This is a genomic window from Bilifractor sp. HCP3S3_D3 (assembly GCF_052063915.1).
Lineage (GTDB): Bacteria > Bacillota > Clostridia > Lachnospirales > Lachnospiraceae > Bilifractor.
In genome coordinates this window covers 1-14,407 of the sequence record NZ_JBQHWP010000002.1, presented here as the reverse complement: position 1 = coordinate 14,407, position 14,407 = coordinate 1, and the positions used below count along the sequence as shown (strand labels likewise).

Below are 14,407 nucleotides of genomic sequence, written 5' to 3'. Positions count from 1 at the left end.
AAATGACACCAGTAAAAACCAGATTTGCTCCAAGTCCCACAGGACGCATGCATGTAGGCAACCTCCGCACAGCATTATACTCCTATCTGATCGCCAAACATGCCGGAGGCACCTTTATGCTTCGCATAGAGGACACCGATCAGGAACGTTTTGTCCCGGAAGCGCTGGATATTATCTACCAGACGCTGAAGGACACCGGTCTTGAGCATGACGAGGGTCCGGACAAAGATGGCGGTGTGGGGCCCTACATCCAGAGTGAGCGCTGCAAGCTCGGCATTTACCAGAAATATGCCGACCAGCTCGTGGAACAGGGCGATGCCTACTACTGCTTCTGCAGCAAGGAGCGTCTGGAAAGCCTGAGACGTACCGTCGGGGGCAAGGAAATTTCTGCATACGACAAGCATTGTCTCCACCTCTCGAAGGAAGAGGTGCAGGCGAAACTGGCAGCGGGAGAGCCCCATGTCATCCGTTTCAACATGCCTCTGGAGGGCACCACGACCTTTCACGATGAAATCTACGGAAACATCACGGTAGAAAACGCGGAGCTTGATGATCTGATTCTGATCAAATCTGACGGCTATCCGACCTACAATTTTGCGAACGTCGTCGATGATCACCTGATGGGCATCACACACGTGGTCCGCGGTAATGAATATCTTTCCTCAACGCCGAAATACAACCGGATTTACGAAGCCTTCGGCTGGGATATCCCGACCTACGTCCATTGCCCGCTGATCACCAATGAAGAAGGGCAGAAGCTCTCCAAGCGTTCCGGTCACTCCTCCTTTGAGGATCTGATCGATCAGGGCTATCTGAAGGAAGCCGTTGTCAATTTCGTTGCCCTTCTCGGATGGAGCCCGGCGGGAGACCGCGAGATCTACTCGCTCAAAGAGCTGACCGAAATATTTGACTATCATCACATCAATAAGTCCCCGGCTGTCTTCGATATGACCAAGCTGAAATGGATGAACGGCGAATACATCAAGGCCATGAGTGACGAGGATTTCTATCCGCTTGCGGAGCCGTATCTGAAGAAGTATGTTACCGGTCCCTATGATCTGAAGAAGATTGCTGCGATGGTTCGGACCCGTATTCAGATCCTGCCCGATATTGAGGAGCAGGTGGATTTCTTCAATGCCGTTCCGGACTATGATGTGGATCTGTTTAACCACAAGAAATCAAAGAGCACCATCGATTCTTCGCGCGCCATCCTGAAGGATGTTCTTCCCCTTCTCGAAGACGCCGGAAGCTTCGACAATGATACGCTGTTTAATATTCTCAAGAACTACGCAGCGGAAAAGGAATACAAGGTCAACACCGTGATGTGGCCGCTTCGCACTGCGGTTTCCGGCAAACCGGCGACACCGGCGGGCGCCACCGGACTGATGGAGGTACTTGGCAGAGACGAGACCATCGCCCGTATTCAGGCTGCGATCCGGAAGCTCGGCTGATGCAGTACAATTCTTCTCAGCTGAAGGCGATTGAGCACGGAGGCGGTCCTGCGCTTGTACTTGCCGGGCCCGGCTCCGGCAAGACCGCAGTCATAACCGGCCGGACCGTACGGCTGATTCAAAACGGAATCTCTCCTTCCTCCATTCTTGTCGTAACCTTTACCAGGGCAGCGGCAGCGGAGATGAAGGAGAGATTTTTAAAAATGACCGGACGTTCCGCCAGTCCGGTAACCTTCGGCACCTTTCATGGCATTTTTTACGGAATTCTGAAAAATACCTATCGCATCAGCGGCAGCAATATACTCGCAGACGCCAGAGCTCTGCAGCTTCTCCGCGAGATTCTGGAGCACACCTGTCCCGATACGCAGGAGGCGGATCTGCCATCTTCCGTCGCACGGGAAATCAGTCAGGTCAAGGGCAGCCGGATGGACATCAGCCATTTCTACTCCGGAGTTCTTCCCACGGACGCTTTCCGCAAGGTTTTTCGTGCCTATGAAAACTGGAAGAGAGACAATCGGATGCTGGATTTTGACGATATTATCACCCGGTGTTACGAGCTCCTGACGACGCGCCAGGATATCCTGAGCCTCTGGCAGCAGAAGTTCCGGTACATCCTTGTCGATGAATTTCAGGATATCAGTCCTCTGCAGTACGAAATCATCCGGCTTCTCGCCTTTCCCGAAAACAATCTCTTTATTGTCGGAGACGACGACCAGTCGATTTACCGTTTTCGCGGCGCCAATCCGGATCTTATGCTGAACTTCCCGAAGGTCTATCCGGGCTGTCAGGTCATTGCGCTGGAGGAAAACTACCGCAGCACCCCCGAGATCCTGAAGGCCGCGGAAAATCTGATCTGCCACAACCGGAAACGCTTCAGGAAGAATATTCTCTCTTCCAGTCCCTCCGGTTCTCCCGTTTCCTTTGAATGCTTTGACAATCCGAGAAAGGAATGTGTGCGCATGGCACAGCAGATCCGGGAAGCACATGACAGGGGAGTGCCATATGAGGAAACCGCGGTACTGTTCCGCACGAATGTCGGATGCAGACAGGCTGTCGAACAGCTGATGGCCTATCAGATTCCTTTCCGGATGGGTGATGTCATCCCCTGTGTCTTTGATCACTGGATCGCAAAGGATGTCATGGCCTACATGGATCTTGGAGCCATGAGCCGTGAGCGCAGAGGAAAGAGAAGTGATTTTCTCCGCGTATATAACCGCCCGAACCGTTATTTTTCCAGAGAAGCGTTCTATGACCCGCTGGTCACCTATGAGAGTCTGTACAGCTATTATGAAGATAAGGACTGGATGGTTCGGAGAGTCGATGAGCTTGAAACCAATCTCACAATGATCCGTCACCTCGCCCCCTATGGTGCCCTGAACTACATCCGGAGAGAGATCGGTTACGAAGGTTATCTCCGTGATTATGCGATGCAGCGGAACATTCCGCCGGAGGATCTTCTGCAGGTTCTCGATGAACTGACGGAAAGCGCCCGCAATTACAGAACCTGTGAGGAATGGAAGGCGTCCATCGAAAAATACCGGGAAAAACTGAAGCAGCAGAGGGCTCTCCGTTCGGAGGAACATTCCGGCGTTGTTGTATCTACTCTGCACGCCTCCAAAGGTATGGAATATGACACCGTATATATCCTTGACGTAAATGAGGGAATCATCCCCTATCACAAGGCAGTTCTTGACGCCGACCTGGAAGAGGAACGGCGCATGCTCTATGTCGGAATGACCCGCGCCCGGAAAGACCTGTACATCTATTCTGTCCGGGAGCGGTACGACAAGAAGATCGCTCCGTCCCGCTTTCTGCGGGAAATCGAGGCAGGGCTTACCGATACCGCCCGTCAGCAGACGTAAGCCGTATTCTATCAGGGAGAGAACATATGGATTCTTCTGAATTTATCAGCAAAAGCAGGAAAATCACCTGCCGCGAGGCGGAAGCAATGATACCCGATTACCTTGAGGACAGGCTGTCGGACAAGGATCTTGCGGTTTTCCTGAACCATATAAACAACTGCAACAAATGTCACGATGAGCTGGAGACAAATTTCATGGTGGACCTTACGGTCCGTTACCTGAACGAGGAGGATCCCCAGGGGTCTTTTAATCTGAAACCAATGCTGCAGAAGAATATCAACGAAAAAACAGCCCGTCTCGTTCATAAGCACCGGATGAGAAAGCTGAGAGCGTTGATTTTCTTTATCACCATGATGCTGATTATTCTCTGGCTCCTGGACCTCGCCCATGTTCTGGGAATCACCGACGCGGCTGCAGAGTTCTTCCGCGGAATCGGACGGTAATCAGCATCCCTGCAATCCTGCAGCATATGATTATCCTGCAGCATATAATTTAAGGAGAGAATGCTTTGAGTGAAACATTTCTGGTAATAGACGGACACAGTATGATGAACCGCGCCTTTTACGGTCTTCCCGACCTCACCAATGCCGAAGGCAGACACACCAATGCCGTCCTTGGATTTCTGAACATCATGCTGAAGGTTCTCGAGGAAGAGAAACCCGCATATCTGGCGGTCGCCTTTGATATGCACGCCCCGACCTTCCGGCACCGGATGTTTGAAGCCTACAAGGGCACGCGTCATCCGATGCCGGAGGAACTAAAAGAACAGATTCCTCTCATTCAGGAAGTCCTGAAGGCAATGGGAATTCTGATCCTGACAAAGGAAGGCTACGAGGCCGACGACATCATCGGCACTATATCGAGAAGAAGCGAGGCGAAGGGGATGAACGTCACCATCCTCTCCGGCGACCGGGATCTCCTTCAGCTCGCCACGGACAAGGTTCTGGTCAGGATTCCGAAGACGAAGGGCGGACAGACCATTGTCCAGGACTATCATACCCGGGAGGTCATTGAAGAATACCAGATCACCCCCGCCCAGGTCATTGAACTGAAAGCCCTGATGGGAGACAGCTCCGATAATATCCCGGGTCTTCCCGGAGTAGGTGTCAAGACCGCGACAAAGATCCTGCAGAGCTATGGAACTATTGAAAATGCCCACGAGCATCTCGAAGAGATCAAGCCTAGGAAAGCCATGGAGGCGATGCGGGATCACTGGGATCTTGCAGTTCTCTCCAAGAAGCTGGCCACGATCAACACCGACAGTCCGATCGTTCTGGACTATGATCAGGCAAGACTTGGCAATATTTTCACGCCTGAGGCATACCAGCTCTTCAAGGAACTGGGCTTCAAAAAGCTGCTGCTTCATTTTGACTCCTCTGCCCAGAACACAGAAGACGCACTCACGGTTCAGACGGTCAGAGACAGCGAAGAAGCCGACCGCATCTTCACGAAGGCAGCCGCCTCCGCGGAAGCCGGTATCTATCTTCTACAGAGCTTTGAACCCATATCCCGCACGTCAGAGATCTTCGGTCTTGCTGTCTCACTGGCAGATGCCGGAACCTGGTACATCCCGGCTTCCGAAACGATTTCCGCCTCAACGCTCAGGGACGGAGTACTGCGGATCGCACAGAGTCCCTGCGTGCTTTCCACCTTTGAGCTCAAGGACCAGATGAAATCTCAGCCGCTTCCCGAGGAGTTTTTTACCGAACCCGCGAACGGCAATCCGGAGGTTTCCTCAAAGGAAAACGGCACGGATCCCTCCGTCACCGGAATCTTTGACATCAGCATAGCCGCTTATCTTCTGGATCCTCTAAAAGCAGACTATCCCTTTGACAGCATCGGCGCCGCGTATCTCACAGAGCCTGTTCTGTCCGCCGGAGAGATTTTCGGCACAAAGAAGCTGCCCGCTCCGCAGGAAATGGAAGAGTCGAAGGCTGCGCTCTACGCCGGACAGATTGCCCGGATTTCGCTGAAGTCAAGAACTCCGATGACCCGCGCGCTGAAGGAATCCGGCATGTACCAGCTCATGACAGATATCGAGATGCCGCTTGTGTTCACCCTTCATGATATGGAGACAGAAGGGATCCGCATTCTGCCGGAGGAGCTCGCAGCCTACGGGCAGAGACTTGCCGGAGGAATTGCCTCCCTTGAGAAACGGATCTATGAGGAGGCGGGAGAGGAATTCAATATCAATTCTCCGAAGCAGCTCGGCGTCATCCTTTTTGAAAAGATGAAACTTCCCGGCGGCAAGAAGACAAAGACAGGGTATTCAACCTCGGCAGACGTGCTTGAAAAGCTCGCTCCCGATGTTCCCCTTGTTCAGGATATCCTGGACTACCGGCAGCTCTCCAAACTGAAATCCACCTACGCGGACGGTCTCGCCGGCTTTGTGTCGGATGACGGACGAATCCACACGACCTTTAAGCAGACCATCACCGCAACCGGCAGAATCAGCAGCACCGATCCGAATCTTCAGAACATCCCGGTGCGGATCGAGCTTGGCAGACAGATCCGGAAGGTCTTTGTCCCCAGAGAAGGGTATATCTTCGTGGACGCCGACTATTCGCAGATCGAACTGCGTGTGCTCGCGTCAATGTCCGGAGATGAAAAACTGATCGAGGCATATCGGGAGGCGAAGGACATACACCGCATCACTGCCTCTCAAGTCTTCCACGTTCCCTTTGACGAGGTCACACCGGTCATGCGGCGGAACGCAAAGGCTGTGAATTTCGGAATCGTATACGGGATCAGCGCCTTCGGCCTGAGCAGGGACCTCGACATCTCACGGAAGGAGGCCGCGGATTACATCGAGCGCTACTACGAAACCTATCCCGGAATCCGGTCCTTCCTGGAGGGTCTCGTCACAGACGCTAGGGAGAAGGGATATTCCGTCACCAGATTTGGCCGCCGCCGTCCCATGCCAGAGCTGAAATCCTCCAATTTCATGCAGCGCTCCTTCGGTGAAAGAGTCGCGAAGAACGCGCCTATTCAGGGCACGGCCGCCGATATCATCAAGATCGCCATGAACCGGGTGGACCGGCGCCTCCGGAGAGAGCATCTGAAATCACGGCTTCTCATCCAGGTTCACGATGAGCTTCTCGTAGAGACGGCAATGGATGAGGAAGAACAGGTGAGGAATATTCTCCGGGAAGAAATGGAAGGCGCGGCAGACCTTGCCGTCCGCCTTGAGGTCGATATCCATGACGGATCAAGCTGGTACGAGGCAAAATGACACGCCGGATACTGCTGGTTTCTGTATGACTGCCCAGTCTCACATGCCGGGTATTAGCAATCCCTGAAGCTGCGGATTTCGAAACAACAGTTTCACAGCCATGCATCGCAGCGGGGCATTCTCACAAAAACCATGCGGATGGACATACAGCAGGTCACGGCCATCACAGCAGGAGGAACGACATTGAAAATAATCGGAATTACCGGCGGCGTCGGAAGCGGAAAAAGCGAGGTAATGAAGTATCTGGAAACCCACTACGACTGTGATCTGATCCGTTCGGATGAACTTGCACATACGATGATGCGGAAAGGACAGGCCTGTTACGGTCCGATTCTCAGCCTGCTTGGGCCAGGTGTTCTGGCCCCCGACGGTGAGTTTGACCGGAAAGCCGTCGCGGCAAAGATCTTTGCGGACAAAAGACTTCTGGAACAGATGAACCGGATCATACATCCGGCTGTCCGCAAAAGCATTGCCCTCTCCATGAAGGAGGCAGAGACAGCGAGCCGTCCGTTTTTCTTTCTGGAGGCAGCCCTTCTGATCGAGGAAAAATATGATGAAATCTGCGATGAATTATGGTATGTTTATGCAGATGCGGAGATAAGGAAGAAACGTCTCCGGGAAAGCCGGGGGTATTCTGATGCGAAAATCCGGGAGATCATGTCAAATCAGCTCCCAGATTCCGAATTCCGGAGAATATGCGCGTTTGTTCTCGACAACAGCGGCCCGTTCCCGAATACCATTCGCCAGATTGACGCCAGAATGCGTCACTTCGCACCGCAGCCAGGCACCGGTTAATCAATCTCAAAACAGAGGAAGCGTATAATTATGAAAATGTGCAGTCTCTCCAGCGGAAGCAGCGGCAACTGCATTTTCGTTGGAAGCGAACATACCAGCCTTCTTGTCGATGCCGGGATTTCCGGCAGGCGGACAGAACAGGGGCTCAACACCATCGGATATACCGGGAAGGATATTGACGGAATCCTGATTACACATGAGCACTCGGACCATATCAAGGGTCTGGGCGTTCTTTCAAGAAAACTGAATCTTCCGATCTATGCCACAAAGGGAACCTGGGACGCGATCCGGAACAAAAACTCAACCGGAAAAATCCCGGAAGGCCTGTTTCATGAGATCCGGCCGGATCAGGTGCTGCGGATCGGAGACCTTGACATCGAGCCCTTCAGCATTATGCACGATGCCGCAGACCCCGTAGGGTACCGTATCTGCAGCGACGGCCGTTCCTGCGCCGTGGCGACCGATATGGGAACCTACACCGATTACACAATCCGTCATCTGCAGTATCTGGACGCCATTCTGCTGGAGGCCAATCACGACGTCAACATGCTGGAGGCCGGCCGCTATCCATATCCGCTGAAAGTCCGCATTCTCAGCGACAGAGGACACCTCTCCAACGAAACCTCCGGACAGCTCCTCTGTCAGATCCTGCATGACAACATCCGTCACATTTTTCTGGGCCACCTGAGCGCGGAGAACAATTATCCCGCCCTTGCCTATGAAACCGTATGCAGCGAAGTCACCATGGGAGAGAACCCCTACAAATCCGGTGACTTCCCGATCACCGTCGCGAAAAGAGACACAGTAAGCGAATTCGCGGAATTCTGAAAAAAGCCGTGCATCTTCCACGAATCGTAGTATAATCGAACAAACAACGCAAACCGAAGGTGTCCCTGATCTATCATTCAGGCACCGCTATTCACCGAGGAGACAAGATCATGAAAAAAACAATCATCACAGTCACCGGAAAAGATACTGTCGGCATTATCGCGAAGGTCTGCAACTACCTTGCAGAGAATAATGTGAATATCGAAGATATCTCCCAGACCATTCTGCAGGGATATTTCCATATGATGATGATCACCGATGCGTCCAAATCCGAGAAGAATACTGCGGAACTCGCCGAGGATCTGAAGAAAGTCGGAGAGGAGATCGGTGTAATGATTCACTGCCAGCGGGAAGACATCTTCGACATGATGCACAGAATCTGAACAGAAAGGTACAGCCATGATTAACATTTTTGAAGCAAATGAAACCAATGAAATGATCGAAAACGAAAATCTGGACGTGCGTACCATTACTCTCGGCATCAGCCTTCTGGATTGCATCGATTCAAACCTGGACCGTCTGAACCAGAAAATCTATGACAAGATCACAACACTCGCCCGCAACCTGGTGCAGACCGGCAAAGACATCGAGGCCGAGTACGGCATCCCGATCGTCAATAAACGGATTTCCGTGACACCAATTGCCCTGATCGGGGGCGCAGCCTGCAAGACTCCGGAGGATTTTGTGACAATCGCCGAAACACTGGACAGAGCAGCTCATACCGTCGGCGTCAACTTCCTCGGCGGTTATTCCGCCCTTGTATCCAAGGGCATGACAAAGGCTGACGAGCTCCTGATCCGTTCTATTCCGATGGCAATGGCGCGCACCGAACTTGTATGCAGCTCCATCAATGTCGGTTCCACAAAGACCGGCATCAACATGGACGCGGTGAAGCTGATGGGCGAGATTGTGAGAGGCACCGCGGAGGCAACAAAGGACAACAACTGCCTCGGCTGCGCGAAGCTCGTTATTTTCTGCAATGCGCCGGATGACAACCCCTTCATGGCAGGCGCCTTCCACGGCGTCACGGAAGCGGATGCCATCATCAATGTCGGCGTATCCGGCCCCGGCGTCGTAAAGCACGCGCTGGAAAAGGTAAGAGGGGAGAATTTCGAAGTTCTCTGCGAGACCATCAAAAAGACCGCCTTCAAGGTCACCCGTGTGGGACAGCTCGTTGCCAGGGAGGCATCCAGACGTCTCGGGGTTCCCTTCGGCATCATTGATCTGTCTCTGGCTCCGACTCCCGCGGTCGGCGACTCTGTGGCAGACATTCTTGAGGAGATCGGCGTGGAATCTGTCGGTGCTCCCGGAACGACAGCTGCACTTGCCCTTCTGAACGACCAGGTAAAAAAAGGCGGTGTTATGGCTTCCTCCTATGTCGGCGGACTTTCCGGTGCCTTTATCCCGGTCAGTGAGGATCAGGGAATGATCAATGCCGTAAACCGCGGTTCTCTCTGCATGGAAAAGCTCGAGGCGATGACCTGTGTCTGCTCCGTCGGTCTTGACATGATTGCTATCCCCGGAAACACAAAGAGCACTACCATATCCGGCATCATCGCCGATGAGATGGCAATCGGCATGATCAACCAGAAGACAACGGCAGTCCGTGTAATTCCTGCCATCGGTAAGGATGTCGGAGATTCCCTGGAGTTCGGAGGTCTCCTCGGAAGCGCGCCGATCATGCCGGTCAGCCGCTTCGGATGCGACGCACTGATCAACCGCACCGGCAGAATCCCTGCCCCGGTACACAGTTTCAAGAACTGACATAGAACCGACATAGAATTGACCGTGTTTCAGCTGCAGAAAAAGACGGTCTCCCTTCTCCGGGAGCCGTCTTTTTCTTTGCCCGGATGACCACTCCTAACATTCTTGTCGTATCATCCGTCTGCCGCCTCTGTCAGAATCCAGGTGACCCACCCGGACTACCTGTTATATTTTCCGTCTGCCACCTCTGTCAGCCTCTGATCTCCGCCACGAATGGACCGGATTTCAGCATTCTCATCATACCCGGATCACCTGTCTCCTGAATTCATGAATAAAATCCTGGCCGTTCTTCTCTGAACGGACTGCTTCATACAGATTCGACGCGAACACATCGGCCCGGGTCAGCTCCGGAGGAAGAGAGGATATCTTTGCCACAGGACAGAGCCTTCCCGGCCCGCCTGTCTTAATCTCCCTCAATACCTCCCGTCCTTTTTCAGAGAACCCCAGCAGATGCACGTATTCCGGATGAAGTGCCCGGTTCAGATCATCCTCCCGGATATTCAGAAGAATATGGAGCAGTGCGCGGTTCATCTGCGTCAATGGATAATTTTTTGCCGAGAGCAGTTCTGCAAATTGTGAAAATGACCGGTACCTGCTCAGATGATTCCGTATCCGCAAAGCAAGATCTTCCGTCACATCCAGATACCGCGAGAGCGCCCTGTTTTCCGATACTTTCCTCCCGGTTTGTTTTACCCCTGTTACCCCCGAATGCCTGAAGATATTCCCGCTGTCCTCCCGCAGCAGCTGATACCGCAGCATCGCGGAAAAATCGTTTTCCCCGACAGGAGCGGACGAACGGCAGGCCTCCTTGAGTATGTTGTACACCCGTGGCGGAACAGAGTCCTCCAGACGTTCAGGACCATTCTTCTCAAAAATCTGACAACGGATTGCGGATGCCGAATTATAGCCGTTTTCCTGTCTAAAGATGCTGTCATTGAAGCCGGCCCCGACCCTTTGAATCGTCCTCGGTACAACGGCGCTGGCTGTTTTTTCGAGAGCGATGCAGTACTCCAGACCCAGAATATTATTCGGCATGCTCAGAAACTCCCGGATTTCTTCACCCATCCGCGGTGTTCCCTTATCTTTGAAATAACCGGTGAGTGCCTCTTCCCTCGCACGGGGAAAAGAGAGCCCTGCAGCCAGCCATTTTCTGAGAAGCGACCGGTATTCCTCCGGCTCAGTGGAGAGAACCGGCGCGAGCAGACGGAACATGTCCATTTTCCCGGATTCACTTCCGAACCAAAGTTCATCGACCACGCCGATTCCATTCAGAACAGCCAAAGCCCCCTCCGCAAACCGCTGGGCGGACGAAGCCGCGGCTGCCACCGGAAGCTCCAACACCAGATCACATCCGCCTGCGAGAGCCATTTCCGTCCGCGTATACTTATCGAATACCGCAGGCAGTCCCCGCTGTACAAAATCGCCGCTCATAACCGCGACAACTGCGTCAGCGCCGGAAACCTCCCTCGCCCTCCTGATCAGATACGCATGACCGTTATGGAACGGATTGTATTCCGCTATGACACCGATTATCTTCATGAACATTCTCCTCGAAAAACCTGCTGCAGGACTGATTTTTCTGCACTTTATCATATCGTATCATGATATTCCTTCTCCTGGCAAAAGGAAATGGATCCTCCGGGACTTTTCCCTCGGGCAACCCTGTCTGGAGATGACCGGATCCTCCTGTTTTTCTGCTTTTGTATTATTTATAATACAATTTTACTGCTTGTCGAAGGCCTGAGAAGGTACTATACTTTATTCATGAAAGTGAGTGCGTACAGGTATGTTGCGGACTTTTCAATCAGTGTGTTCGGAATGCGTTAAGGCATATCCAGAAAGGAGCCTGGAAATGGCATTTATTGACAGTATCAAAGAAAAAGCAAAATCCAACAAGAAAACAATCGTATTGCCGGAGTCGATGGACCAGCGCACCTATGAGGCCGCTGTTAAGTGCACCAAAGAGGGAATTGCGAATATCATCATTCTTGGTACCCCTGAGGATATCCAGAACCACGGTACCGGTTATGATCTGACGGGAATCACGATCCTTGATCCTTTCACCGATCCGAACCGCCAGAAATATATTGACAAATTCGTTGAGCTTCGCGCAAAGAAGGGCGTTACCCCTGAGATCGCAGAGCAGCAGATGACCAAGGACTATATGTATTACGCATGTCTGATGTGCAGGTGCGGAGATGCCGACGGTGTTGTTTCCGGCGCATGCCATTCCACCGGCAACACTATCCGTCCGGCTCTTCAGCTTCTGAAGACAAAGCCCGGTGTAAAGAGCGTTTCCGGATTCTTCATCGTAGAAGTTCCGAACTGCCCGTACGGTGAGAACGGTACCTTCCTCTTCGCCGACTGCGCTGTCAATACTGATTTCGATTCTGAGAAGCTTGCAGAGATCGCAGGCCTTTCCGCTGACTCTTTCCGCGCATATATCGGAGCGGAGCCGAAGGTCGCAATGCTTTCCTTCTCCACAAAGGGCAGCGCAAAGCACGACAATGTAACCATGGTAGCAGAAGCAGCAAAGATCGCGAAGGAGAAATATCCTCAGGTGAAGATCGACGGAGAGCTTCAGTTTGACGCGGCTATTGTTCCGGAAGTTGCGAAACTCAAAGCTCCGGTCAGCGAGGTGGCCGGCCACGCCAACACCCTGATCTTCCCGAGCCTTGAGGCAGGAAATATCGGATATAAGATCGCGCAGAGACTGGCTCACGCGAATGCGTACGGCCCGGTTCTGCAGGGTCTTTCCATGCCGGTTAACGATCTGTCCCGTGGATGCTTCGCGGATGATATCGTAGGCGTCGTAGCCATGACAGCAGTAGAGGCCATGATGAACAGCTGATTTCCGGTCCTTCTTTTGCAAAACAGCGAGATAAAACACGCTGCGCGAGTTTTATCTCGCTATCGCAACGCTCGCCGCACACGAATACTTCGCATTCGGCTGCGGCTCACTGTTCGCGTAAATTGAGAAATAACCGAACCCCCAGAAGGCTCGGTTATTTCTTTGCGTCCTTTGTAAATCCGCTGTCCGTCACGGATGGCATCTGCGGCAGGCTTTTCCACCTGTGTGCAGGATATAATCTATATAATCACATGATCAGGAGGGTTTATTCATGAAAGTTTTAGTCATTAACTGTGGAAGTTCTTCTCTGAAATATCAGCTGATCGACTCGGATTCCGAGGAGGTTCTTGCCAAGGGACTCTGCGAGCGTATTGGTATCGACGGCCGTCTCGTATATCAGAAGGAAGGTCTCGACAAGGAAATCACAGAAGCACCGATGCCGACACACAAGGAAGCCATCAAGATGGTTCTCGATGCGCTCACCAACGACAAGACCGGCGCAATCCGCTCCCTGAAGGAGATCGATGCGGTAGGTCATCGTGTCGTACACGGCGGCGAGAAGTTCGCACGCTCCGCAAAAGTAGACGATGCCATGATCAAGGCACTGGAAGACTGCTCCGATCTGGCACCGCTTCACAACCCCGCTAACCTGATCGGAATCAATGTCTGCAAGGAGCTTATGCCGGGCGTTCCGATGGTCGGCTGCTTCGATACCGCCTTCCATCAGACCATGCCGGAGAAGGCATATCTGTACGCGATTCCGATTGAATATTATGAGAAGTACCGCATCCGCAAATACGGCTTCCACGGCACAAGCCACAGCTTTGTCTCCAAGGAGACCGCAAAGTTTCTCGGTCTCGATCTCAACAACAGCAAGATCATCGTCTGCCATCTGGGCAACGGCGCGTCGGTCAGCGCTGTGAAGAATGGCAAATGCGTGGACACCTCCATGGGCCTTACTCCTCTTGCCGGTCTTGCCATGGGAACCCGCTCCGGCGACCTTGATCCTTCCGTTGTCGAATTCCTCGGAAAGAAGCTGAATCTCGATGCTTCCGGTATCCTTAACATTCTGAACAAGAAGTCCGGCGTATACGGTCTCTCAAGAGGACTTTCCAGTGACTTCAGGGATCTGGCCGATGCGGCGAAGAAGGGCAATCACGACGCAGAGGTTGCACTGGAGGTATTCGCTTACCGCGTAAAAACCACCATCGGTGCTTATGTGGCGGCTATGGACGGCGTTGACGCAATCGCGTTCACGGCAGGAATCGGAGAGAACGACGGAGCCACCCGCGCCAGAATCATGGACGGCTTCAGCTACCTTGGCATCAAGATTGATCCTGAGAAGAACAAGCTCCGCGGACAGAACGTAAAAATCTCCACAGACGACTCCAAGGTAGCTGTCTGCGTCATCCCGACAAACGAGGAACTCGCGATCTGCCGCGACACTGTAGCGATCCTCGGCGGAGACAAATAATTTATCTTCGGAGGATCCTCGGCGGAGGTAAATAATTTTCCTGTCAAGCATAAATGAAAATGTCTCGAAAAAACTTTAACATGAGCCCCGGTTTTCAGGGGCTTTTATTTAATATCCGTGTTAACACTCTAATCATGCACTTTTTAGATC

The 14,407-nt window shown here is 52.6% G+C and carries 11 protein-coding genes; 10 read left to right on the top strand and 1 reads right to left on the bottom strand.

Annotated features, from left to right (window positions below; genetic code table 11):
* Positions 1 to 2 precede the first annotated feature (2 nt).
* From gltX to ACTNDI_RS01200, 8 genes are all read left to right on the top strand, one after another.
* Positions 3 to 1,451: a glutamate--tRNA ligase gene (gltX, locus tag ACTNDI_RS01235; RefSeq protein WP_441098946.1), complete on the top strand. Its 1,449-nt coding sequence runs from the start codon at positions 3 to 5 to the stop codon at positions 1,449 to 1,451.
* Positions 1,451 to 3,313, top strand: a complete 1,863-nt coding sequence (locus tag ACTNDI_RS01230; protein WP_441098945.1) for an ATP-dependent helicase — start codon at positions 1,451 to 1,453, stop codon at positions 3,311 to 3,313. The genes gltX and ACTNDI_RS01230 overlap by 1 nt, the downstream gene beginning before the upstream one ends.
* 26 nt (positions 3,314 to 3,339) lie before the next feature.
* Entirely contained in the window at positions 3,340 to 3,756 is a 417-nt protein-coding gene (locus ACTNDI_RS01225) for a zf-HC2 domain-containing protein (RefSeq protein ID WP_441098944.1), read from the top strand.
* A 65-nt stretch (positions 3,757 to 3,821) separates the two neighbouring features.
* Positions 3,822 to 6,545 (top strand): DNA polymerase I, encoded by a 2,724-nt coding sequence (polA, locus tag ACTNDI_RS01220; protein WP_441098943.1) that lies wholly within the window; start codon positions 3,822 to 3,824, stop codon positions 6,543 to 6,545.
* Positions 6,546 to 6,728: 183 nt separating this feature from the next.
* Complete coding sequence (coaE, locus tag ACTNDI_RS01215; protein ID WP_441098942.1) at positions 6,729 to 7,340, top strand: dephospho-CoA kinase; 612 nt, start codon at positions 6,729 to 6,731, stop codon at positions 7,338 to 7,340.
* 30 nt (positions 7,341 to 7,370) lie between these two features.
* Positions 7,371 to 8,168, top strand: coding sequence for an MBL fold metallo-hydrolase (locus ACTNDI_RS01210; protein WP_441098941.1), 798 nt, complete (start codon positions 7,371 to 7,373; stop codon positions 8,166 to 8,168).
* Between the two features lie 110 nt (positions 8,169 to 8,278).
* Entirely contained in the window at positions 8,279 to 8,551 is a 273-nt protein-coding gene (locus ACTNDI_RS01205) for an ACT domain-containing protein (protein WP_441098940.1), read from the top strand.
* A gap of 16 nt (positions 8,552 to 8,567) precedes the next feature.
* Positions 8,568 to 9,932 (top strand): PFL family protein, encoded by a 1,365-nt coding sequence (locus ACTNDI_RS01200; RefSeq protein ID WP_441098939.1) that lies wholly within the window; start codon positions 8,568 to 8,570, stop codon positions 9,930 to 9,932.
* 237 nt (positions 9,933 to 10,169) lie between these two features.
* Here ACTNDI_RS01200 and ACTNDI_RS01195 read toward each other — a convergent pair whose 3' ends face one another.
* A complete protein-coding gene (locus ACTNDI_RS01195; RefSeq protein WP_441098938.1) occupies positions 10,170 to 11,471 on the bottom strand; it encodes a tRNA(Met) cytidine acetate ligase in 1,302 nt (433 codons plus the stop codon).
* A gap of 313 nt (positions 11,472 to 11,784) precedes the next feature.
* On the opposite strand from ACTNDI_RS01195, the gene pta reads away from it, so the two are divergent.
* Together pta and ACTNDI_RS01185 are read left to right on the top strand one after the other, a co-directional pair.
* Positions 11,785 to 12,783: a phosphate acetyltransferase gene (gene pta / locus ACTNDI_RS01190; protein ID WP_441098937.1), complete on the top strand. Its 999-nt coding sequence runs from the start codon at positions 11,785 to 11,787 to the stop codon at positions 12,781 to 12,783.
* Between the two features lie 271 nt (positions 12,784 to 13,054).
* Positions 13,055 to 14,257, top strand: coding sequence for an acetate kinase (locus ACTNDI_RS01185; RefSeq protein WP_441098936.1), 1,203 nt, complete (start codon positions 13,055 to 13,057; stop codon positions 14,255 to 14,257).
* The last annotated feature ends 150 nt before the right edge of the window (positions 14,258 to 14,407 follow it).